Genomic DNA, 23,809 nt, shown 5'->3' with positions numbered 1-23,809 from the left:
CCCGCTACAACACCCCGCCCTGCTCGAAGAGTTCATCAGCGCCGAGATCGGCACGGACACCCGCGCCTGGGCCACCGGACGCCCCCGCCTCCTGGGCTGGCCCACCTGGCACGGCGACACCGACCAGCCGGCGGCCGCAGCTGCCTCTGTACGCGGTGAGAAGCCGCACTCACGGCGTACAGAGGCGGCACCACAAAGACGCGGATCCGTCAGGAGGGCGGGCCTTGCGCAGTGGTTCACCCCGTCATGCTGCATCAGCCGTTCCGTCCGGCTCCTCGGGCGGGCGGTGTTGCAGGCAGCAGCGGACGAAGTCCTGGACGACTCGGTCGGTGTCGGCGGCGGGCGGCCAGGCGACGCCGACGCTGGTCGGGGCGACGCCGGTGACGGGCCTGTAGACGATGCCGGGGCGCGGGTAGAAGCGTGCGGCGGACGCGGGGGCGAGGGCGATGCCGTAGCCGTTGGCGATGGCGGTGAGCCAGTCGTCCGGGTTCTCGGTGACGGCTCCGATGCGGACGGGCCGGCCCTCGCGGGCGTCGACGGCCAGCCAGTAGTCGTGCCAGGGGCCGGTCTCGGGCGGGGCGGCGACGAAGGGTTCGTCCCACAGTGCGGGGAAGGGGATCTCGGCACGGTCGGCCAGGGGGTGGTCGTCGGGCAGGACGGCCCACCGGTCCTCGGTCAGCAGCGTTTCGGTCCGCAGGCCGTCCTGGCCGGGGAAGGGGAGCCGGAGCAGTGCGGCGTCGACGTCCCCGGCGGCGAGACCGGCGGTGGGGTCCGACCACGGCGCCTGGCGCATGTCCACGCGCCAGCCAGGCCGACGGGCGGCGAACGCGGCGGTGATCCGCGGGGTGAGCTCGTTGGCGGCGCTTGCGAGGAAGCCGACACGCAGGACACGGGCGGCGCGCGAGGCAGCGCTCCGGGTCTCGCGGCGCACCCGGTCCCAGTCTGCGAGCAGGCCGGGGACGCCGGCGGCGAGGGCGCGGCCGGGCTCGGTGAGGGTCATGCCGGCCCGGGAGCGCGTGAAGAGCCGGACGTCGAGGAGCGTTTCCAGCTGCCGGATCTGTTTGGTGAGCGCCGGCTGGGAGATGAACAGCCGTTGCGCGGCGCGGGTGAGGTTGCCCTCCTGGGCCACGGCGGCGAAGTAGCGGAGCAATCGGGTGTCCACATCCATGCCGTCAGGTTATGGATGCAGGTATTGGACCCGCAACGGTGGGCGCGGGAAGGGTGGTGAGCAGGGCCGAACGCCCTCTCGTCGGGCTCTTCACCATGGAGGTTTCCGTGTTCGCCGTGTACGTCGTCCTCACCGTGCTCACCGCCGCAGTCCTCGCGTACGGCGCCTGTCTGGACTTCGTCCGGCACCCGTCGATCGCCGCGATCGCGGACCGGGTGAGCGTGCCGCGGACATGGATGGTGCCGTTGGGGGCATGTCTGGCGGCGGGTTCGGCCGGGCTGCTGGCGGGGATCGCCGTCCCGTGGATCGGGACGGCGGCAGGGGTGGGGCTGGTGCTGTACTTCCTCGGGGCGCTCGGCGCGCATCTGCGGGTCGGCGACCTCCGGATCGGCGGGGCGCTCGTCCTCCTGGCGCTGTCGGTCGCCGTACTCCTCCTGGGCATCGCGGTGCACGGGGCGGAATGACCGCAGACTCCCCATACGGGCAGCTCGTACGCGTTCCATCCGTCGCCGACCCGCCTCTGCGGGGCTCAGCCGCTGCCCTGTGGCGCGTCGGCCGGCCCGGCCCCGGAGCGGTGCGCGCCTAAGATCATCGGGACGGGGACAGTGGACGTGACACGGGAGAGGCGGGGGACATGGCGGACCAGCGGGTGTACCTGGTGACCGGGGGCGGAACGGGGATCGGGGCCGCGACCGCGCAGTCGTTGGCCCGGGCGGGACACAGGGTGGCGGTGTCCGGGCGCCGCCCCGAGCCGCTGCGGCTGGTCGCCGAGGAGACCGGCGCCCTGCCCGTGCCGTCGGACATCGGGGACCCCGCCGCGGTGGCCTCGCTCGTGGAGACGGTGGTCGGCACGTACGGGCGGCTCGACGGTCTGGTGCTGAACGCCGGCATCGGGCGAGGCGGCGGGGTGGGAGAGGTGACCCTGGACGACTGGGACGAGGTCATGCGGACCAACCTCACCGGTCCGTTCCTGCTGCTGCGCGCCGCGCTCCCCCACCTGCTCGAAGCCCGCGGCGCGGTGGTCGCGGTGGCCTCCGTGTCCGCCCTGCGCAACGGCGTCGGAAACGCCGCATACGCCACCTCCAAAGCGGCCCTGCTCCAGCTGTGCCGCTCGCTCGCGGTCGACTACGGGAGCGCGGGGCTGCGCGCCAACACCGTGTGCCCGAGCTGGGTGCGCACCGACATGGCCGACCGCCGGATGAACCGGTTCGCCGACGAGGCGGGCCTGGACGGGAACGGTCTGGAATCGGCGTACGAGCAGGTGACCCGGGTCCTGCCCGCCGGGCGGCCCGGTGAGCCGCACGAGGTCGCGGAAGCCATCACCTGGCTGCTGTCGCCCGCCGCGTCGTTCGTGAACGGGGCGGTGCTCACCGTCGACGGCGGCGCGACCGCACTCGACCCCGGCACCCTCGGCTTCCAGTTCCGGATGGAGCCACGCGCCCAGCAGTCCTGACCGCCCGGAGCCACCACCGGCTCCGTCGAGGTCAACCTCGTGTACGCGATCATCAGCCCGCTGTCCCACGTCGTCGCCGCCTTCGGCACCCGAGCCGTCCCAGAGACTGTCGGATGCCCGTTCAGTGCAGCGGGAACGCCGGGGCCGTCGGAGCCGGCCCCAGTGTCGTCGTGCCGGGGAGCGAGCGATGGCCCAGTCCCGTGCGGTACGCGTCCAGCGCGGCCTCGGTGCGGCCGCTGCGGCGCAGGAGGTCGCCCAGCAGACGGCACAGATCGGCGAGGTCGCCACTCGCGCCGCTGCGCTCCAGCAGTCCCAGAGCCATGACGTAGTGCTCCTCCGCGGTCTCGCTGTCCCCCCGCTCCTCGGCGATCAGTCCGAGCAGCCGGTGCGCACCCCCCGCGTGCACCGCTCCGTGCCGGTCACCCAGTGCGAGAAACGCGGAGAGCAGTTCCGAGGCCTCGCCGTGCCGTCCGAGCCGCCGGAGCACATCGGCCAACTCCACCTCCACCTGAGCGGTGAACAGCGCCGCTCGTCTGGCGTTCAGCATGTCCCGGGCGGCCCGCAACTCTTTCTCGGCTGACTCCAGTTCGCCGTTCTGAGCCTGGACGTAGCCGCGCATCCAGTGGCAGTGCGCGAGGTCGGTGCGCAGGCTCAGCTGCTGGTAGATCGCCTGCGCCTTGGCCAGTGAGGCGTCGGCGTCGGCCGTGCGGCCCTCGGCGAGGAAGGTGCGAGCCACCTGCCGGTGCATGCCCGCGACCAGCGCCGGATCGTCGACCTGCGGAGCCAGCGCCAGGGCGAGCTCGGCGGCGTGCGCGGCACGGGCGTGTGCCCCCATGTCGATGTACGGGCCGATCACGGCGGCGTACAGGATGACCAGCGCCTCGGGGTCGGCCAGGCCGCTCGCTCCGAGCTCGTCGATGGTGGATTCGAGGAGGTAGCAGGCGTAGCGCAGTTCCCCCGCCAGGAGGTGTGCGACGGCACGGCCCCGGATCGCGCGTGCGCGGCGGGGCAGCGGCTCTTCGGCGAGGAGCCGCTCGGCGGCCTGGAAGTGGTGGCCCGCGTCGACCAGTTCACCGGTCTCCAGGGCACAGTCGCCGAGCCCGAGCAGCGCCTCGGCCTGCTCGGGGACGAGTCCGAGGCGCTCCGCGTCGGCGAGGAGCCGGCGGTAGCGCACGGCGGCCTCGTCCGCCGTCCCGGTGGCCAGCTGCTGGTGGGCGTCGGTGAGGGCGAGCCGCAGCTCGGTGGCGAGGTGCGCGGGGCGGCCGGTGGCCAGTTCCTCGTACGACGTACCGAGTCGCTCCGCAAGGAAGCGCAGTGCGGTCTCCGAGGGCCTGACCTTGCCCGACTCCAGCGTCGAGATGTACGCGGGGGTGTACGAGGGTTCGGCCAACTGGCGCTGTGTCAGCCCGCGTTGGGCGCGCAGCCGCTGTACCCGGTGGCCGATCGTGGCCGGTTCGTCCATGTCGGACCCCCTGGTTCGTGAACTCCTCAGTATCCAGACGCGGCAGGCATTGCGCACCCTTCACCTTCCCCCTAGGTTAAGCGACTCGTTCAACACACTTACTGATGCACTTAACTCGCCTGACAAGGGGCTGATTTCATGCGTTCAGCACGACGCGGAGCCATGGCCGCCGGAGTGGCCGTCGCCCTCGCGGCCGTACTCGCCGCCGCACCCGGCAGCGCCGCCGCGGACCCGACGGCACCCCCCACGGCCGGAGTCGAGGTCGAGATACCCGGGCCGGAACACGGGACGCTCGCCGGATCCGGCCACACGCATGTGCCGCCGGAGGGCCGGAACCGGCCGGCCTCCCGCCTGACGGCGACCGAGGCGGTCGCCGACGGCGAGGTGGCCAAGATGGTCGACAACGGCCCCACCGCCGACCGGCTCGACATCGTCGTCGTCGGAGACGGCTACACCGCCGCCGAACTTCCCCGCTTCCACGCCGACGCCCAGCAGAAATGGGCCGAGCTGACGGCCGTCGAGCCGTACACGACCTACCGCAACCTCTTCAACGTCTGGACCGTCGACGCCGTCTCGAACCAGTCCGGCGTCTCCGGCGACCCCTCTCGCGACACCCTCCGGGACACGGCTCTCGGCTCGTACTTCTGGTGCGACGACATCGAGCGGCTGCTCTGCATCGACCAGGACAAGGTCGACGGATACGTGGCGAAGGCCCCCGAGGCCGATCTGGTGCTCGTCCTCGCCAACAGCACCAAGTACGGCGGCGCGGGCTACAACGAGCGCAGCGAGGCCCTCGGCTACGAGGGCATATCGACGGCCTCGGCGGGGAACGAGAAGTCCGGCCAGGTCGCGATCCACGAGACCGGCCACTCCCTGGGCAAGCTCGCCGACGAGTACTTCTACGCCGACTACCCGGGCTACGAGCGGTACGTGGGCCCCGAGCCCGCCGACTCCAACATCACCACCCTCACCGCCGACGACTTGGCCGACCGGGGTGCCAAGTGGCACCGCTGGCTCGGTGAGCAGTCTCCCGACGGCGGCACCGTCGGCTCGTACGAGGGCGGCGGCTACTACGTCACCGGGCTGCGGCGCCCCACCGAGAACTCCCTGATGCGCACCCTCGGCAAGCCCTTCAACCTGCCCGGAGTGGAGGCGATGATCGCCGGCTTCTACCGCGAGGCGCGCATCGCCTCCCCCGTCACGGCCACCGACCGCACCCTCCGCAGCGGCGACACCGCCAAAGCCCTCGTACCCCGGCTGATGGGTGCGGACGGGCGTCAGCTCACGATCCGCTGGTACCTCGACGGGCGGGAGGTGAAGTCCCTCGCGGGCCGCACCGACGTACGAGTCTCCGGCCTGGCCCTGCGGCTGCTCGACCGCCGGACGCACACGCTGTCCCTCACCGCCGAGGACCGCACGCCCTCGGTGCGGGACCGCGCCATCGCCCGGACGATGAGGTCCACGGTCAGCTGGACGGTCCGGCTCTGACGACGTCGCCGCCGCACGTGGTCCGGCCGAAGGCGCCCGTGGCGGTGGCGCGTTGGACGTGCTTGCCGCGTACGGCCAGGGTGCAGCTGGCCGTACCGCCCTTCTCGCCGAGTGTGACGTTCACGATCGGCGAGGCACCGAGCGGAACGCTCACGGTCTTCCGCCAGGGCAGGCCGACACGCGTGACGACGTGTGCCTCGTCGCCGGCCGCCCCCCGGTAGGAGACATCGGCCGCGCCCTCGCCGAGCACCTCGTACGTCACGTCGTAGGTCGCCTCGGCGGTGGGCGTCGCGGCCTGCTTGCCCGCGGCCTCGTCCTCGGTTTCGGTGTTGAGGAATCCGTACAGGACGAACGCGCCGCATACGAGCAGCAGCACCGCGGCGACGGCTACGCCGCCGCGATCACTGCGGTCGATGCGGCGATCCGGTTCTTCGGTCGTCGGCATGGCAGCACCTTCCGTCGAGGAATCGGATGGGGTTATACACCACCCGATTCGTTGGACGCCAGGCAGCGGAAATGTCGGGCAAGGCAGCCTCAATCACCAACGGCCCTTCAGCGAAATGCCCTTAATCGGTTATCAGTTGACGCCACATCAGTTCTGTGGTGAAGAATCCCCCCGCCCGCGACCGAAGCTCCGGCGAGGCCACTTCCCGCTCGGGGAACGTGGCCTGATTCGCCATGCCTTGAGGCGCTTCGGTCGATGTCAGGTCCATCGAAGAGGGGATTGGCGTGAAAGCGAGATACGGGCCGGCGATAGCCTGCCTCGTGGTTTCGGCGGTCGTCGGCACCATGATTCCACAAGTCGCCTATGCCGCACCGGTTTCAACCGATGACGGCAAGGGTATTGCCGATGCTTTCGCCGGCTGGTTGGCAGAAGACGAGGACGACGAGGGCGGGCCGGAACTGCCGTCGACCGGCGGGTCCCCGGTGCTGCCGAGCCGGGAGAAGCTGCCGCAGGGCAGGGCGGCCGGAAAGCCGAAGCGCGTCGCGGAACTGACGGACCGTCGCACACCGCACGCCCGGTACTGGAAGTTGTCCGACGGGCGCGTGCAGGCCGAGGTGTCGGCGGAGCCGACCGCGTACCGGTCGGGGAAGTCGTGGAAGGACATCGACCCGACCGTCACGGCGGCCGGGTCCGGGGGCTTCGCCTTCACCAACACGACGAACGTCGCGCGTACGTCCTTCGGCACCGACGTGGCGAGGCTGCTGCGCTTCGAGGCCGGCAACGGTCACGCGGTGACCCTGGGCCTGGAAGGCGCGGGCACGCTCGCCCCCGTCGCCAAGGGCGACACCGTCACGTACAAGGACGCCGTGGCCGGCGCGGACCTGACCTACCAGGTGGGTCCGGGGCGGGTGAAGGAGAACATCGTCCTGGACTCCCGGCCGGCCGGCCCGGTGACGTTCACGTTCACGCTGGACGCGGGCGGGCTGACGCCGAAGGCCGGCAAGGACGGCTCGATCCGGTTCTACGGCGAGGGCGCGGATCCGGTCCTCCTCGTTCCGGCCGCGTTCATGACGGACGCGCGGAAGGACGCCTCCTCGCCGTACGGCACCGGGTACAGCTCCGCTGTCACGCAGAAGCTCGTCCGGGCGGGCAAGAGCTGGAAGCTGACGGTCACCCCGGACGCGAAGTGGCTCGCCGCGCCGGATCGGCAGTACCCGGTCACGATCGACCCGACGATCTCGATCGCGCCGACGCCGAGCACGGCGCAGGACGTGATGATCTCCTCGGACGGTCCGGGCGACAACTACGACGAGAACTGGCGGCTGTCGGTCGGCAACACCAGCACCGGCGCGTCGCGTGCGCTGCTGCGGTTCCCGCTGACCGGCGTCCCGGCCGGCACCACGCTCGACTCGGCCGATCTGAAGCTGTACTACGACCAGACCCACACCACCGGTGACTCCGAGGTCCAGCTGGAGGCGCACCGCGCCACGCAGGCGTGGACGGAGGACCAGGCCACCTGGAACAACGCGAGCGCGCTCACGGGCGAGCTGTCGGGCACGTCGGTCGTGGTGGACGACGGCGACGCCGGACGGACGGCCGCCGTCGGCGCCTGGCCGGCTTCGGGCAACACGGCGTTCACTCAGTACGCGGTGAACCAGGACTACCTGTACAACAAGGACTCGGTCGCGGGTGGCTCGTACACCTGGCAGCCAAACCTTCCCGAGGACGGCACCTACCAGGTCGAGGCGCACTACGTCCCGGCCTCGGACCGCGCCACGAGCGCGCCGTACACCGTCACGTACGACGGCGGGTCGAAGGCGTACACGGTCAACCAGCAGGCCGGCACGGCCGGGGTCTGGAAGACACTGGGCTCCCACCCGTTCAAGGCGGGCACACTCGGCAAGATCGCCCTGGGGGACGGTCCGGCCTCGACGACCACCTCGGTGATCGCGGACGCCGTCCGGTTCACCAAGGGCGGTGTGGTCACCAAGAAGCCGGGCGAGCTCAACACCTGGCACTCCTTCCCGGTGACGAAGACGGTCCAGCAGTGGATCGACGGCACCCACGCGAACAACGGCTTCGTGATCAAGGCCGGCGACGAGTCCGCGAACGGCCCGAAGGGCGGACCGCGGTACGAGGGCAGCGAGTACGGGTACGGCGGCGAGACCGCCCACTACCCGCGCCTCGTCATGACCTTCGGGCGTCAGGGCGTCGACCTCGCGACCCCGACGACCATCCACGCCACGGGCGCGGAGCTGACCTGGTCGGCCTACCAGGACCCGGACCCCATCGTGACCGGCGACGACATCGCCGAGTACCAGGTCCACCGCTCGGTCAACCAGGCCTTCACCCCGTCGGCCGCCACCCTCGTCGCGCCCGTCGCTTCCACGGCGACCTCGTTCACGGACACGAGCGCCGTGCCGACGAGGGCCGACGACCCCGACCCGTTCGGCCGCGCGTACTACTACATGGTCGCGGTCAAGACGAAGGACGGGCAGGTCCTCGCCGCACCCAGCCGGCTCGTGCGGCTGCCGAAGGCGGGCCGGACGACGAAGGTGCTGGACGCGACGCAGGACACCACCCTGTCCTCCGCCCGGCCCACGTCCCTCCTGGACACGATCGACGACGGCGGCCCGAAGAACTGGCTCAGCGTCGGCAACAACTCCGCCACCTACGGCGACACCCGCGCCGTGCTGAAGTTCCCGGCCCTGGGCATCCCCACCACCGCGCGCGTCCTCGAAGCCAAGGTGCGCCTGTGGAGCACCCAGACCTCCACGGACACTTCCGGCGCGGTCTACGAACTCCGGCCGCTGACGCGTGACTTCGACGAGGCCGGCGCGACCTGGGTCAAGGCCGACACGGCCACGAACTGGGCGGCCGCGGGCGGTGACTTCGGCGCGGTCGCGGGTGACACGGGGGCCAAGACGAACGACCCGTCGCGGCACGACTGGACGGTCACCTCGCTCGCGCAGTCCTGGGTGACGAACCCGTCGTCCCAGCAGGGCGTGGTCCTCAAGATGGCCGACGAGGCCGCGCAGCAGGAGCGGACCCTGTTCCTGTCCTCCGAGGGCACCGAGCAGCGCCTGCGGCCCAGGATCGCGGTCACGTACATCGACTCGACGACCGAGGCGACGTACTACGCGCCGCAGACCCCGGCCCGGATCACCCCGAACAGCGACCACACCGTCGAGTTCACCCTCACCAACACCACCACGTCCGTCTGGAAGGCCGGCACCCACGCGCTGAGCCACCGGTGGGCACTCCCGGACGGCACGGACGTCACCACCGGCGGCAACCAGCTCCAGACGGCCCTGCCGGCCGATCTGCTGCCCGGTGACTCGGTCACCCTGCAGGCCCGGCTCCGCGCACCGATCAACTCCGACTCCGGCAGCAAGCGCACCGAGTACGTCCTCACCTGGGACGTCCGGGACACCGCGGCGGGCACCTGGCTCTCCGGGACGGGCGGTGCGCCCGGGCTCCGTCTGAACGTCACCGTCGAGGACCCGACCTCGGACCAGCTGGGCCTGGAGAAGTTCTACTCGTACAACGGCAAGAACACCGGCGCGGGTTCGTCGCTGATGAACAACACCGCCGTCGGGAACAGCGTCTGGCAGTACAACGCCCTGAGCAACCCGGGCCGCGGTCTGAACACCTTCGTCCGCTTCGCCTACAACACCCAGGACACGTCGGACACCGTCGCCGGTCACGGCTGGTCCGTGCAGGCCGCGGGGCCCATCCGGCTCGGCGCCCCGCTGGACTTCCACCCGAACCCGAATCCACGGGAGGTGCGGCTGCCCGACGGGGACGGCACCACCCACGTCTTCCGGGTACAGACGGACGGCACCTGGAAGGCACCGGCCGGCGTCCACTTCCGGCTGTCGGCCAAGCCGGGTCTCGACTGCACCCCGGCGAAGGACCCGATCCCGGACGCCTGGACTCTGACGCGCCCGGACGGCACCCGGTTCCTGTTCGGCTGTGACGGCTACCAGACGTCCGTCGTCGACAAGAACGGCAACACCCAGACGTTCACGTACGAGGAACGCAAGTCGAACAACAAGCCGACGAAGTTCCTCACGTACATCACCGACCCCGCCGGGCGGCAGACGCTCACCGCCACCTACTTCACCAAGGCGGACACGAGCAGCCCTAAGATCGTCGACCACCTGAAGTCGGTCACCGACGTCTCGGGCCGCAAGCTGACCTTCGAGTACTCCGACAAGGGGCTGCTCACCAAGCTGACCGACGGTGCGGGCTCGTCCCAGCCGAAGGTCTTCGGCTTCACGTACGACGCCGAGCAGGGCAACAAGAACGTCAAGCTGGTCCGCATCACCGACCCGCGCGGCAACGCCACCGCCCTCGACTACTACTACCCGAGCGAGGGCGACGACCCGAAGTACCACTGGTGGACCCAGTCCATCACCGACCGCATCGGCGGCGACACGCGGTTCGCGTACGCCGCGGACACGGCCGACACCCGCTTCACCTCCACCGTGGTCACCGACGCCGAGGGCCACGACGCCACGTACGTCACCGACGACTTCGGGCGTCCGGTGCGGTCCGTCAACGCCAAGTCGCAGCAGACCGAGCTGGCGTGGGACGCGGACAACAACGTCACGTACATGGAGGAGAACAACGGCGCCGTCACCGCCTACTGCTACGACCCTCTCACCGGCTACCCGCTGTGGAAGCGCACCGCGGAGCACAACAAGGGCGGGGTCCCGCCGCAGAGCGACTGCGCGCCCGGCAGGTACCCGGCCGACGCCCAGAAGTTCGAGTACGTCAAGCGGCTGGACGGCTACTCCTCCGACCTGTTCCGCAAGACGTCGCCGGAGGGCCGCGCCTGGCAGTTCGGCTATGACGCCTTCGGCAACCTGAAGACGGTCACCGACCCGAAGGGCGTCGCGACGCCCGCCGCGGGCGACTACACGACCACGTACGAGTACGACGCCCACGGCCAGCTCACCAAGGCCACCGACGCCAACGGCCACTCCACGGTCAACAGCGAGTTCACGCAGACCGGTTACCCGGCGAAGATCACGGACGCCCTCGGCAACAGCACGGGCTACGAGTACGACGTGCGCGGCAAGGTCACCAGGACGACCGACGCGCTGGGCCACCGCACCACGCAGACGTACGACACGTACGGCCGGCCGCTGGTCAGGACGGCACCGAGGGACCAGGCCGCGGGCGACCTGATCACCGTGCCGGCACCCGACTACGACGCCAACGACAACGTCACCAAGGCGATCGCGCCCACCGGTGCCGTCTCCACGGCGGCCTACGACGCGGCCGACCAGCTCACCGAGGCCACCTCGCCGCAGGACACGCCGACCGCGCCGCTGCGCCGGACGGTCTACACGTACGACAAGACCGGCCACCTGAAGACCACGACCGAACCGAAGGGCGTGGCCACGTCCGGCGTCCCGGACGACTACACCACCACACAGAACTACGACGAGATCTACCAGCTCGCCTCGGTGGTCAACGCCCTCGGCGAGAAGATCACGTACACGTACGACGAGGTGGGCAACAACGTCAAGGTCGTCGACCCGAAGAAGAACCGGACGGCCGACCCCGACGACTTCTCGTCGAAGATGACCTACGACCTGGAGCACCGGGTCACCTCGGTCACCGACCCGCTGGGCAATGTGACGCGCCGCGCCTACGACAAGGACGCGCTGGTCGTCGCCGACACGGACCCCGACGGCAACACCACCTATTCCGGCTACGACGAGCGGGGCCGCAAGACCGAGCAGAGGGTTCCGCACTCGGGCTCGGGTACCGACATCACGTACCGGACGACCCGCTACGAGTACGACCAGGTCGGCAACGCCACCCGGGTCATCACCCCGCGCGGCACGGAGACCGCGAACGCCGACGACTTCACCAGTCGTACCGAGTACGACGAGCTGAACCGGCCGGTCAAGCAGTACCTGCCGTACGACCCGTCGGACGCCCGCTACAACAACCCGAACGTCTACACGCAGACCTTCTACGACGCGGCCGGCCGCGTCACGCGGACCTCGCAGCCGCCCTCGGAGGGCCAGACGGTCCGCAACGACACCGAGTTCACCTACTACGACAACGGGTGGACCAAGAGCTCCACCGACCCGTGGGACATCCGGACGAGCTACGAGTACAACGACCTGGGGCTGCAGACCTCCAGGACGCTCAGCTCCGCCGGTGAGTCCGTCAGCCGCACCATGGGCTGGAGCTACTACCCGAACGGCAAGCTGAAGGAGAAGACCGACGACGGTGTGCCGGTCGGCACCGCGGTGCCGCTCGTCGACAACTCCGATGTCCAGCACACCGGTTCCACCGGTACCTGGACCACGGCGAACCTCACCGGGCAGCAGGGCTTCGACCACCGCGTGCACGCGGCCGGAGCCGGGACGGACGCGTACTCCTGGACGCTGAACATCCCGAAGAACGGCAAGTACACGGCGTACGTGAAGTTCCCGCAGGTCGCCGGGGCCAGCAGGTCCGCCACGTACAAGGTCACCCACGGCGCCGGCAGCACCGACCGCACGGTCGACCAGTCCACCGCGGCGGGCACCTGGGTCAGCCTCGGCACGTACGACTTCACCCAGGGCAACGCGGCGAAGCTGGAACTGTTCCAGGCCGCCGACGGCAAGGTCGTGGCCGACGGGGTCAAGCTGGTGCGCGACCTCACCGGCGACATCGACGCGGAGAAGCACCACTTCCGCTACGCCTACGACCTGAACGACAACCTCTCGCTGATCGACGACCTGTCGTCCGGCGCCGAGGTCGACACGTACACGATCTCCTACACCGGTCTGAACCGGGTGTCCGGGATCACCGAGACCCTGGCCGGCCAGCAGAAGACCAGCACGACCTACACCTACGACGCCAACGACCAGCCCGAGAGCATCACCCACCCCGACCAGTACTCGAAGTACACCTACGACCTGAGGGAGAAGGTCAAGACGGTCTCGGTGGGCACCTCGCCCACGGACACCGACCCCAAGATCACCTCGTACACCTACACCGACCGCGGCGAGTCGCTGCGGGAGACCAAGGACAACGGCAACACCGTCGACTTCGGCTACTTCCTCGACGGCGCGGTCAGGACCAGCGCGGAGAAGAAGGCCGACGGCACGCTCGTCGCCTCGCACACCTACGCCTACGACGCCAACGGCAACAAGGCGCAGGACGCGGCGAAGAAGATGAACGCCGACAACCACGCGGCGTACCTCGAGTCCACCACCGCGTACACCTACGACCCGGTCGACCGGATCGCCAAGTCGGTGAAGACCGGCAACGGCGCCGCCACGGAGACGTACGTCCACGACGACAACGCCAACGTCGTCCAGCAGACCGTCGGCGGGGCCTCCACGGACTTCCGTTACGACCGCAACCGGCTCCAGACGTCGACCACCGCGGGATCCGTCACCTCCTTCAACTACGACCCGCTGGGTCGTCAGGAGTCGACGTCCCAGGACGGGCAGATCGTCTCGCGCAGCATCTACGACGGTTTCGACCACGTCGTCGAGTCCCAGCAGCGGGACGGCTCCGGCGCGATGAAGTCGACGAAGTACACCTTCGACCCGCTCGACCGCACCTCGTCGAAGACCGCGGACGGCAAGACCACCGACTACCGCTACCTCGGCCTCTCCCAGGAGGTGCTGACCGAGGAGGTGGCCGGCAAGCTCACCAAGTCCTACCAGTACAGCCCGTGGGGCCAGCGGCTGTCGCAGGTCAAGCACAACGAGAACGGGACGACCGAGGACGCCTACTACGGCTACAACAGCCACACGGACGTCGAGACGCTGACCGACGCCGCCGGCGACACCAAGGCCACCTACGGCTACACGGCCTACGGCAACGACGACTCGTCGGAGTTCACCGGCATCGACAAGCCGGACGCCTCCGACCCGACGAAGGAGGAGTACAACTCCTACCGCTACAACGCCAAGCGGTGGGACGCCGGGTCCGGCACGTACGACATGGGATTCCGTGACTACGACCCGGGGCTGAACCGCTTCACCAGCCGGGACATGTACAACGGGGCCCTGGCCGACATGGGCCTGGGCAGCGACCCCTTCACCGGCAACCGCTACGCCTTCACCGGCGGCAACCCGATCAGCAACGTCGAGATCGACGGCCACTGGTTCGCCCTCGCGATCCCGGCGGTCGCCGCGGCCTTCGTCGCGGCGGTCGTGGTGACGGTCGCCATCATCGTCGTCGTGGCGGCCGTCGCGTACGTCGCCAGCGAGGTCCGGGACCGGATCGAGGAGGCCTCCCGCTCCCGGGACGACACCGACGACGAGCCCGCACCGGACCCGCGGCGCCTTCCGCGGCCCCAGCCCGAGCCCGACAACGACGACGACGACAAGTCGGGTTGCGGCGACGGCTGGATCAAGTACGGCGAGCGGGACGCGGCCAACGGCAACCGGGCCACGGCCGCCGAGGCCTGCCTGACCAAGGAGTACCTGAACAAGAACAAGGGAACCGGCGTGGGTTCCAACCCTCCGGGATACGAGTGGGCGCAGGACTACGCCAAGGGCAAGGGGCTCGACGCTCAGAAGAACGTCAACGCCTGTCACCTCATCGGCAACAAGCTGGCGGGCAAGGGAGTCCTGGCGAACCTCTCGCCGTGCGCGCGCGGTGCCAACGCCAAGCAGATCGGCTCCACGCAGGGCGAAGAGCACATGAGGTCGTACGAACTGCAGGTCTACAACGCCGTGATGGCGGGCCAGGACGTCATGTACACCGTGTCTCCCCGCTACGACGGCAACAGGACGGTGCCGACGGGTTACGACATGTCGGCGTACGGCGTGAATCCCGATGGCTCGGTGGGGATCAACTTCCAGGTGTTCATCCCGAACACACTCAGCACGGGAGACAATCTCGGCACACAGAGCAGCGGCGGTTCGCCGGTACCCACAGGGAGCACGCCATGACGGGGACCGGAGCGGACCCCCGCACGGACACGGAGCGAGGCACCGATGAGTGAGCCGACCGGCCTGGACGCCCTGCAACGGCTTATGCCGCCGCCGAAGGACGGGGACACGACGGTCGACTGGGCCGCCCTTGCCGCGACGTGGGGCAAGCCGTTCCCGGAGGACTTCCGGCGCTTCATGGAGGTCTACGGGGCCGGCGCGGTGCAGAAGTACCTGTCGATCGGCAGGCCGGAGCCCAAGGTGCCGCTGGAACAGGCCCCGCGGGACGGCATGGTGATCGAGACGGCGAACGCCGAGGCCGACTGGGAGACGGAGGAGAAGACGCCCGAGCTGGAGGGCACCTCTCCGGTGCTGATCTCCTGGGGGGTCTCCGCCACCGCGGACATGCTCTGCTGGGACGCCTCGGACGACGATCCCGCCAAGTGGCCCGTCGTGGTCTACCACCGCAACGACATGCTGTGGAGCCGCTACGACTGCGGGATGGTGGAGTTCCTCGTCCGGAGCTTCCGTGCCGAATGGCCGGAGAATCCACTGGGCGGAGAGTTCCTCTGGGACGTGAGTGAGGTGACGTTCCAGCCGCAGGGCTGACGCCCCGCAGTGTGTGTGCGAAACGCCCGGCCGGGGCTTTCCGGCCGGGCGTTTCGCGTCAGCCCGAAAGACTGGTCTGTACGAGCGGCGACGTGCCTACTCGGCGATCTCCGTACGTTCCCACCACTCGTACACCCGAAGGGTTCCCTCTTCGCTGTCGTGTCGGCGTGGGGTCTCCCTGAAGTGCTCGTATCCGCCTCGATGCAGGATTTTCACGTCCTCGCCGGGGGTCTCGACCGTGACAACCCGCTCGAGGAGATCTTCCGGCCCGCCCTCCAGAGATACCTTGTGTGCCATGACACCAGTGTCGCCACCCTCGGCGCGCCTCGCACGCGGGAAGCGCCGCCGGGACGGTCAGTCGCCCCCTCCGGGTGTCGTTCACGCTGGTTACCAGCGCGCAAGCCGGGGCAGTGTCACGCGCCGGGCCCAATCGCCGCGTCGCTGAGCGGGCCCCTCGCGGATACTCTGGGATTCATGATCGAGTCCGGACAGCCGCGGCTCCGTCGGAGCCCCGGCTACGGCAGGCTCGTGCGGCTGTCGCCGGTGATTCTGACCGTCGTGATCGCCAGCCTGGCCTACGCCACTCCGCCGGAGATGGCCTTCAGCCGCCTCCTGCCCGCGGCGCCGGCCCTGGCCGCCTCCATGTGGCCGGTTCTCCCGACCATTCTCCTCGGGACCGTCTGCCTCCTTCTGATGATCGGCCTCAGCCTCGTCTTCCCCGATCTCGGGACGTGGTGGACGTGTGCGGGGATCATCGCGGTCACCGTGGCCGCCGCGTACGGAAGCCATGTCCGGCTCCAACGGGAGCGCACGCTCTTTCAGGTACGGCTCGTCGCCGACGCCGCCCAGCAGGTGGTGCTGCGTCCCCTGCCGCACCGCTTCCGGAACGTCGAGATCGAATCGCTGTACCTCGCTGCGGCCGCGGAAGCCCGCATCGGCGGGGACTTCTACGAGGTCGTCGATACTCCGTACGGGGTAAGGCTGCTCATCGGAGACGTACGGGGCAAAGGCCTGCCGGCCGTGGGGGCGGCCGCGGCGATCGTCAACGCCTTCCGGGAGGCGGCACACGGCGAGAGTTCCATGACCGACGTCGCCCGCAGGCTCGACGCGAGCTGCGCCCGGCACAACGCCGCCCATCCACCCGAGGCGCCGATGGAACGCTTCGCCACCGCGCTGCTCGTCGAGATCCCGCATCAGGGCAGCCACATCACCATCGTCAACTGCGGACACCCCCCTCCCTTGATCCACAGCCTCAAGAACGTGCGCATCCTCGAGCCGTCCGTCCCCTCGCCCTTGCTCAGCCTCGCGGAACTGCTCGGCGACCAGTACCACGCGGACGCCTTCGACTTCGCTCCCGGGGAACTGCTGCTCCTCTATACGGACGGGATCGCCGAGACCCGCGCCCGTGACGGGGAGTTCTTCCCGTTGACAGCCTGGATGCGCCGCCAGCCCCCCACACCTCCCCGTGATCTGCTCACGGCCCTGCACCACGACCTCCTCCGCCACAGCAGAGGCAGCCTCGACGACGACATCGCCGCCTTGGCCGTACGCCTGCACCCGCCCTGAGTCGTTGGTCGGGCCTCGGGGAAGGCGGGAGAGATGCCCAATGACGGGGCGATGGCCGACCAGATCGTCGACTGGGCCGTGGGCAGGTCGAGATGTGGATCGGCGAGCATCACGCGAATGCCCAGGCCCGTCCCCATGGACCTCCGGCCCGAGTCGGGGATCTCGACCGCTGCCAGCGGATTCACCGAGGTACGGGACCGGTCGCAGGCCCATCGCTCTCGCCGGACGGTGTGCGGGTGTCCGGGCGAAGGGACGCGGGCAGGAGGGGCTCGGCCGCCACAGCGGCCGCGTCACTCGCACGGTCGCGAGCGACGGTGGCCGAGGCGGCGTCGCCCAACGCATCGGCGAGGCGAGCCCGCGCCCCCCAGTTGTACGAGCTGTCGGGCCGAATCCCGATCCGCTCGCTGATGAGCACACGGGCCAGTTCGTGCCGTCCGGAGCTCAGCGCGGAGTCGAGCAGGGTCTTCTGGAGCGCGTCGCGCTGCGCGTGGCTGCCTCCGAACTCGTGCAGCCTGCGGCGCAGTGGCCACAGAAGCTCTACGACGGTGGCGTGCTTCCCTTGCCCGTGCGCCACCAGCGCTTCGCACGCGGGCAGGCCGATGTCCGCGGTCATGCGCCGGTTGGTGACGCTGTCCGGGCCCCCCTGGGCCAGCCATCGACGTCGGTCCGCGATGAGCCGCGCCGCCTCCCCGAGCCGCCCGGCACCGACATAGGACATGACGGCGTGCACGTCGTTGAACGCGTAGAAGGGTGGATCGGCTCGCGAGGCCCACGCGTCGGCCAGCGCCCCGAAACGGGAGCCGGACTCCCCTCCCGCGAGCCTGATCCGCCACAACAGCGCCGCGGCGTCCAGCAGTTCCATGGCCACACCGGCCGACGCCTCGTTGTGCAAGGCGGCGTCGTAGATGGTCAAGGCGGTGCCGGTGTCTCCCGCCTCCAAGGCGTACAAGGCGTAGTGCCACCAGTTGTGGACGTTGAGGTAGTTGCCCCGCGCCCAGTTCTCGCGCCGCGCATCGAGGTAGCCGATGCCTTCCGCCACCCGCCCCTGCATCTCGTAGGTGTGCACCACGGCGTGGATCGCCCAGACGTCGCGAGGGTTCTGCTCGACCGCGGCGAGTCCCGCCTCCTCGGCCAGGCGGTAGTGGCCCGACTCCTCCAGCCCGAACGCGTACATGCCCAACACCAGGCCGCGGTGAGGATCGGCCTCGTCCCAGGCCGAGAGGGCTCCACCGATGCGATCACGCAGGCGGACTGCGTCGCCGGTGAAGAAGTCCAGCTGGTGGCCCACAGCCAGGGCGAGCGCGTCTCTCGGGCACACCAGGGACAGCTGCTCCAGCAGCCCGCCGGCGCGGCGCAGATCGCCGGCCAGCCATGCCCCGGCCGCGGCAACGTGCAGGCGCTCCCGCACCGGCAGGGACGCGACGTCCACACCTGCCGCGTACCGGTCGAACCGCTGCCGTGCGGCGAGGGCGTCGCCCGGCTCCGTACCCAACGCCCCCAGATAGGCGGCGAAGGACTGGGCGACGGGTGAGGCCGGCGCACTGTCGAGAGCATCACCGACCGCCTGCTCCACCTCGGGGCTGAAGTGGAGCAGGGACTCGACGGCTCGGTCCAGGTGTGCGGCCGTCTCCTGGGTGCACTCGTACAACGGATTGCCGTACCGGTCCGTCACCATCAATGATCACCTCAGCACGACTACGGGGTGGTACGAGAAGTGCGGCAGCGCGAACGCCACCGCACCCCTCATGAAGCCACCACCGGCGCGTCCGGCGCCACCCGGACATGCGCCACCTGGGTAAGTGCCATGATCTGCCTCACCGTTCCGGCGGACGCAGCGGTCGGCGTCGGACGGTGTTCCCCGATGTGCTGTCGGACGTCCCTCCCGGTCAGGCCAGGACGTTCAGGGCGGCGGGCCGCACCCTGAGGGTCACCGGCAGGATCGCGTCGACCTCGCCGTCCGCGCCGTACGGGAGGGGTCGGTCCGCCTCGACGTGGACCTCCTTGCCGCGGAGGATCTCGACCTCGGGTCGGTTGACGTGCACGCCCGTCTTCAGCTCGTTCATCATGGCGAAGAAGAGGCGTTTCGGCGCCTTCTTGATGACCACGACGTCGAGCAGCCCGTCGTCGATCCGCGCGCCCGGTGCGATGTTCCTCCCGAAGCCGTAGAAGCCCGAGTTCGCCACGACCACGGTGTAGCCGGTGCGCTCGTGCCTCACCCCGTCGATCGTGACGCGGTACGTGGCGGGCTTCCAGGCGAGGACCGCCCGCAGGCCGCCCGCGTAGTACGACGCCGCGCCGCGCAGCACACGGGAGTCGTTGGCATGGCGGTTGGCCACCGCGTCGACGCCCGCGTACACGCTTCCGAGGACGCAGGTCCGCGCGTGCACGGCGGACTCCACCTCGATCGTGTCGACGGCCCGCGGCTCGCCGTGGAGCAGGATCTCGACGAGCCGTCGGGGGTCCGTGGGGAGCCCCAGGGCGCGCGCGAAGTCGTTGCCGCGCCCCGCCGGGACCAGGCCGAAGACCGTGTCCGTACCGCTGAGCGCACCGCCGACACAGCCGGCCATGCCGTCACCGCCGACGGCGAGCACGACGTGCCCCTGCGCTCCGGCCTCCTGGGCGAGCTCTCGGGCGTGCTCCAGGCTCCGGCTGTAGACCGTGTCGAGCCTGGCACCCGCCTCCCGCAGCAGACGGGCCAGCGGGAGCAGACCCGCCGTACCGCTGGAACCCCCTGCGGTGGGGTTGACGACGGCGGTGAACTGTCGCATGGATCTGGCCTCCGGGCGGCACAAATAAGGTCAGCGGACGGTGGGTCGGCGGACAGTGGGTCAGCGGACGGGGATGAGGACTCCGGGGCTGAGCACACCGGAGGGGTCGACCTCGGCCTTGACGGCCTGCAGCATGCGGATGCCGAGGGGGCCGATCTCCCGGGCGTACCAGTCGCGGTGGTCGGTGCCGACGCCGTGGTGGTGGCTGATCGTGCCGCCCGCGGCCAGGATCGCGTCGTTGGCCGCCCGCTTCGCCGGTTCCCAGTGCGCGACGGCGTCCTCGCCCTGTGCGGAGACGACGGTGAAGTACAGGGAGGCGCCGTTCTCGTACGTGTGCGAGATGTGGCACATGACGAGCGGCGGCGTGCCGCCCTCGGTGAGGGTGCTCGTCAGCGCGTCCCGCACGGCCGTGTAGAGGCCGGGGACGGCGGACCAGAAGGCCGCGGTCTCCAGCGTCTCGGCGAACGCGCCGGCGTCGAGCAGCGCGTCCCGCAGGTAGGGAGCGTTGTACCGGCCGTGCTCCCACTTGTCCCCGGGCTCCTCGCCGATGAGCTCGCCGTCGCAGGCGAGGAGGACCTCGCGGGCGGCGGCGCGGCGGGCCGTGGTCTCCTCCTCGGTGCCCTCGTAGCCGACGACGGCCATGCAGCCCGGGTTCTGCGGGACTTCTGCGTTGCCGATGGCGTCCGGCTGCGCGAGACCGATGAAGGTCTCCGACTCGTCCGACAGTCGCAGCACCGTGGGGCGCGGGCCGTCCTGGGCCAGTCGGCGCAGTGCCGCCGTGCCGGCCTCGAAGGAGGCGAAGCGCCATCCCTCGTAGATCCGCTTCGCGGGGAGCGGACGGATGCGCACGGTCACCGCCGTGATCACGCCGAGGGCGCCTTCGGAGCCGAGGATCAGCTGGCGCAGGTCGGGGCCGGCCGCCGAGCGCGGGGCCCGGCCGGTCTCCAGGGTGCCTTCGGGGGTGGCGACCGTCAGACCGAGGACCATCTCGTCGAAGCGGCCGTATCCGGCCGATGCCTGGCCGCTGGAGCGGGCCGCGGCGAAGCCGCCGACGGTCGCCCATTCGAAGGACTGCGGGAAGTGTCCGAGGGTCCAGCCCTGCTCGTTGAGCAGCGCCTCGCACTGCGGGCCGCGCAGACCGGGCTGCAGCGTCGCGGTGCGGGACACCTCGTCGACGGCGAGGAGCCGGTCGAGCCGCCGCAGGTCGAGCGCGACGAACGGCCGCTTCGTGGTGGGCGCGAGGCCGCCGACGACGGAGGTGCCGCCGCCGAAGGGCACGGCGGCGACGCCGTGTTCGGCGCAGGCGCGCAGCACGGCGAGGACCTCGTCGTGGTCGCCCGGCAGCACGACCGCGGCGGGGATGTCGTCGACCTCGCCGGCGCGGATGCGCAGCAGGTCGGGGGTCGACTTTCCGCGGGTGTGCCGGATGCGGCTCTCGGCGTCCTCCCGTAGGCCGTCGGGCGCGCCGACTGCCGCCCGCAGTGCGGTACGGGCCTCCTCGGGCAGCGCCGGGGCGGGCGGTTCGATGTCGGTAAGGGCTGTCGGGCCACTCTCGCGCGGGGTGACGCCGAGCAGGTCACGCAGCAGGCCGGTGACCGAGTCGGGCAGGGGTGCCGCCTTGGCCGGGTCGCCCCAACCGCTCCACAACATGTCCACTTCGAAAGGGTTCCTAACGGTCTGTTTCACGGATGGCGCTGCCACTCGGCCGACGCTGGCATTACACTGTGACAGATGACGCCCATTCGTCACAACCATGAAGACGCAGATCCCGTGCTCGACGCCGCACGCGACTGCGTGCTCGCCGTCGGCGTACGGCGAACCACCCTCACCGACATCGCCCGGCGCGCGGGCGTGTCCCGGATGACGATCTACCGGCGCTGGCCCGACGTGCGCAGCCTGGTGGGCGACCTGATGACCCGCGAGTGGATCGCCGTCGCCGCCGGCGCCATGCCGCCCTCCGACGACGACCGGCCCGAGCGGGAGCGGATCGTCGAAGGGCTCGTCGCGGGAGCCGCCGCGTTCCGGGCCCACCCGCTCTTCCACAAGATCATCGACGTCGACCCCGAGCTGCTGCTGCCCTACATCCTCGACCGCAGGGGCGCCAGCCAGGACGCCCTGCTCGGGCTCCTCCACTCGGCACTCGAGGACGGCCACGAGGACGGCTCCGTGCGCCGCGTCCGGGCCGACCTGCAGGCCCGGTCCCTGCTGCTCGTCGTCCAGTCCTTCACGCTCTCGCTGCGCACCATGACCGACGACACCGATCCCGAACTGAGCGAAGCCGCCTTCCTCGACGAGCTGCGCACCCTGCTGGAGAGGACCATCGCCCCATGAACCCCACGAGCAGCCCCGCCCTGCCCGGCTCCTCCCTCAACGCCCGGCGGCGCCTGCGCGAACTGGACCGCCTCGCCGACGGCGATGCCGACAGCGTCGTCGACGTACTCGTCGTCGGGCTCGGTGCCACCGGAGCCGGAGCCGCTCTCGACGCGGCCACCCGCGGGCTCACCGTCGCCGCGATCGACGCCCACGACCTCGCCTTCGGCACGTCCCGCTGGAGCTCCAAGCTGATCCACGGCGGACTGCGCTACCTCGCGTCCGGACAGCTCGACGTCGCCCACGAGAGCGCGGTCGAGCGCGGCATCCTCATGGAACGCACCGCCCCCCACCTCGTCCGCGCACAGCCCTTCGTGCTTCCCCTCACCCCGCTCGTCAGCCGCGGCCAGGCCGCCCTCGCCCGTGCCGGATTCCTCGCGGGCGACCTGCTGCGCGTCGGCGCCCGCACCTCGCGGAGCACGCTGCCCCAGCCGCGCACGCTGTCCGCCGTCGAGACCCGTCACCTCGCCCCGGCCCTCCGCCCCACCGGGCTGCGCGGCGGACTGCTCTCCTGGGACGGCCGGCTCTCCGACGACGCCCGCCTGGTGACCGCGATCGCCCGCACGGCGGCCGCGTACGGCGCCCGGATCCTCACCCGCACCCGGGCCCTGGAGCTCCACCGCGACGGTGCGCTGGTCCGCGACGAGACCACCGGCCAGGAGCTGCGGATCCGCGCACGCACGGTCGTCAACGCGGCCGGCGTCTGGGCGGGCGGTCTCGTCGACGACGTACGCCTGCGGCCTTCGCGCGGCACCCATCTCGTGCTGCGTTCCGAGGACCTCGGCCGGCTCTCCGCGGGCCTGCACATCCCGATCCCCGGCGAGACGAACCGCTTCGTCCTGGTCCTCCCCCAGGGCGACGGACGCGTGTACGTCGGCCTCACCGACGAACCCGTCGACGGCGACATCCCCGACGTGCCGGAGGTCCCCGAGACCGACATCGGCTTCCTCCTCGACGTCCTCGGCTCCGCCCTCGACGTCACCGTCCACCGCGCCGACGTGGTCGGGGCCTTCGCGGGGCTGCGCCCCCTGCTCGACACCCGGGACGCGGCTGGCCGCACCGCCGACATCTCGCGCAAGCACGCCGTGCTCACCTCCCCTTCCGGCGTCGTCACCGTCGTCGGCGGCAAGCTGACCACGTACCGCCGCATGGCCCAGGACGCCGTCGACGCCGCCGCGGCCTCCGGCGGCCTGACCGCCGGGCCGTGCCGCACCGCCTCCGTCCCCCTCGTCGGCGCCGCCCGGCCGCAGACCCTCGCCGGGCTCGACGTCCCGGCCCGGCTCGTGTACCGCTACGGCTCCGAGGCACCCGCCGTACACGCGCTCGGCCTCGAAGACCCCGCCCTCGCCCGGCCCGTCGTACCCGGCCATCCGGTCACGGGCGCCGAGCTGGTGTGGGCCGTCCGCCACGAAGGCGCTCTCGACACCTCCGACCTCCTCGACCGCCGCACCCGCATCGGCCTGGTCCCGGAAGACCGCTCCGCGGCCGAAGCAGCGGCCCTGGTCGCCCTCGCGGACACCGCCCAGGTGGAGTGACGTGCAGCGTCGTCGACGCGGGTGAGGCGCCGGCGCCCGGCA

Annotated in this window: 15 protein-coding genes; 8 read left to right on the top strand and 7 right to left on the bottom strand. The window is 70.7% G+C overall.

Annotated elements, in window-relative coordinates:
* Positions 1-244: 244 nt before the first annotated feature.
* Positions 245-1,168, bottom strand: coding sequence for a LysR family transcriptional regulator (locus DEJ46_RS38075; RefSeq protein WP_150273725.1), 924 nt, complete (start codon positions 1,166-1,168; stop codon positions 245-247).
* A gap of 56 nt (positions 1,169-1,224) precedes the next feature.
* Here DEJ46_RS38075 and DEJ46_RS38070 point away from each other — a divergent pair, with 56 nt between their 5' ends.
* Together DEJ46_RS38070 and DEJ46_RS38065 are read left to right on the top strand one after the other, a co-directional pair.
* Positions 1,225-1,632, top strand: a complete 408-nt coding sequence (locus tag DEJ46_RS38070) for a DoxX family protein (protein WP_223835395.1) — start codon at positions 1,225-1,227, stop codon at positions 1,630-1,632.
* Positions 1,633-1,802: 170 nt separating this feature from the next.
* A complete protein-coding gene (locus DEJ46_RS38065; protein ID WP_150273723.1) occupies positions 1,803-2,621 on the top strand; it encodes an SDR family NAD(P)-dependent oxidoreductase in 819 nt (272 codons plus the stop codon).
* 121 nt (positions 2,622-2,742) lie between these two features.
* On the opposite strand, the gene DEJ46_RS38060 is transcribed toward DEJ46_RS38065, so the two are convergent.
* On the bottom strand, positions 2,743-4,083 hold the full coding sequence (locus tag DEJ46_RS38060) for a helix-turn-helix domain-containing protein (RefSeq protein WP_150273721.1): 1,341 nt from the start codon (positions 4,081-4,083) through the stop codon (positions 2,743-2,745).
* 138 nt (positions 4,084-4,221) lie between these two features.
* Between DEJ46_RS38060 and DEJ46_RS38055 the strand changes: the two genes are divergently transcribed.
* Entirely contained in the window at positions 4,222-5,571 is a 1,350-nt protein-coding gene (locus DEJ46_RS38055; protein ID WP_223835394.1) for a M64 family metallopeptidase, read from the top strand.
* Here the strand turns inward: DEJ46_RS38055 and DEJ46_RS38050 are convergent.
* Positions 5,549-6,016, bottom strand: coding sequence for an MmpS family transport accessory protein (locus DEJ46_RS38050; protein ID WP_150273718.1), 468 nt, complete (start codon positions 6,014-6,016; stop codon positions 5,549-5,551). The genes DEJ46_RS38055 and DEJ46_RS38050 overlap by 23 nt on opposite strands.
* Positions 6,017-6,438: 422 nt before the next feature.
* On the opposite strand from DEJ46_RS38050, the gene DEJ46_RS38045 reads away from it, so the two are divergent.
* Both DEJ46_RS38045 and DEJ46_RS38040 read left to right on the top strand, forming a co-directional pair.
* On the top strand, positions 6,439-14,940 hold the full coding sequence (locus DEJ46_RS38045; protein WP_317852212.1) for a DNRLRE domain-containing protein: 8,502 nt from the start codon (positions 6,439-6,441) through the stop codon (positions 14,938-14,940).
* A 45-nt stretch (positions 14,941-14,985) separates the two neighbouring features.
* Positions 14,986-15,528: an SMI1/KNR4 family protein gene (locus DEJ46_RS38040; RefSeq protein WP_150273715.1), complete on the top strand. Its 543-nt coding sequence runs from the start codon at positions 14,986-14,988 to the stop codon at positions 15,526-15,528.
* A gap of 96 nt (positions 15,529-15,624) precedes the next feature.
* On the opposite strand, the gene DEJ46_RS38035 is transcribed toward DEJ46_RS38040, so the two are convergent.
* A complete protein-coding gene (locus DEJ46_RS38035; RefSeq protein WP_150273713.1) occupies positions 15,625-15,825 on the bottom strand; it encodes a DUF5988 family protein in 201 nt (66 codons plus the stop codon).
* 177 nt (positions 15,826-16,002) lie between these two features.
* On the opposite strand from DEJ46_RS38035, the gene DEJ46_RS38030 reads away from it, so the two are divergent.
* On the top strand, positions 16,003-17,094 hold the full coding sequence (locus DEJ46_RS38030; RefSeq protein WP_150273711.1) for a PP2C family protein-serine/threonine phosphatase: 1,092 nt from the start codon (positions 16,003-16,005) through the stop codon (positions 17,092-17,094).
* 181 nt (positions 17,095-17,275) lie between these two features.
* On the opposite strand, the gene DEJ46_RS38025 is transcribed toward DEJ46_RS38030, so the two are convergent.
* The 3 genes from DEJ46_RS38025 to DEJ46_RS38015 all read right to left on the bottom strand — a co-directional run bounded on the left by DEJ46_RS38025 (position 17,276) and on the right by DEJ46_RS38015 (position 21,518).
* Positions 17,276-18,769: a tetratricopeptide repeat protein gene (locus DEJ46_RS38025; RefSeq protein WP_223835393.1), complete on the bottom strand. Its 1,494-nt coding sequence runs from the start codon at positions 18,767-18,769 to the stop codon at positions 17,276-17,278.
* A gap of 211 nt (positions 18,770-18,980) precedes the next feature.
* On the bottom strand, positions 18,981-19,862 hold the full coding sequence (locus tag DEJ46_RS38020) for a diacylglycerol/lipid kinase family protein (protein WP_150273710.1): 882 nt from the start codon (positions 19,860-19,862) through the stop codon (positions 18,981-18,983).
* Between the two features lie 60 nt (positions 19,863-19,922).
* Complete coding sequence (locus DEJ46_RS38015) at positions 19,923-21,518, bottom strand: FAD-binding oxidoreductase (RefSeq protein ID WP_150273708.1); 1,596 nt, start codon at positions 21,516-21,518, stop codon at positions 19,923-19,925.
* A 75-nt stretch (positions 21,519-21,593) separates the two neighbouring features.
* On the opposite strand from DEJ46_RS38015, the gene DEJ46_RS38010 reads away from it, so the two are divergent.
* Positions 21,594-22,193 (top strand): TetR/AcrR family transcriptional regulator, encoded by a 600-nt coding sequence (locus DEJ46_RS38010; protein ID WP_079037795.1) that lies wholly within the window; start codon positions 21,594-21,596, stop codon positions 22,191-22,193.
* Positions 22,190-23,767 carry a glycerol-3-phosphate dehydrogenase/oxidase gene (locus tag DEJ46_RS38005; RefSeq protein ID WP_150273706.1) on the top strand — a complete coding sequence of 526 codons (1,578 nt, stop codon included), beginning with the start codon at positions 22,190-22,192 and terminating at the stop codon, positions 23,765-23,767. The genes DEJ46_RS38010 and DEJ46_RS38005 overlap by 4 nt, the downstream gene beginning before the upstream one ends.
* Positions 23,768-23,809 lie beyond the last annotated feature (42 nt).

The organism is Streptomyces venezuelae (genome assembly GCF_008642375.1).
In the GTDB taxonomy this organism is placed as follows: Bacteria; Actinomycetota; Actinomycetes; order Streptomycetales; family Streptomycetaceae; genus Streptomyces; species Streptomyces venezuelae_G.
The sequence above is the reverse complement of the archived record's forward strand: the minus strand, read 5'-3'. Positions and strand labels throughout refer to the sequence as shown.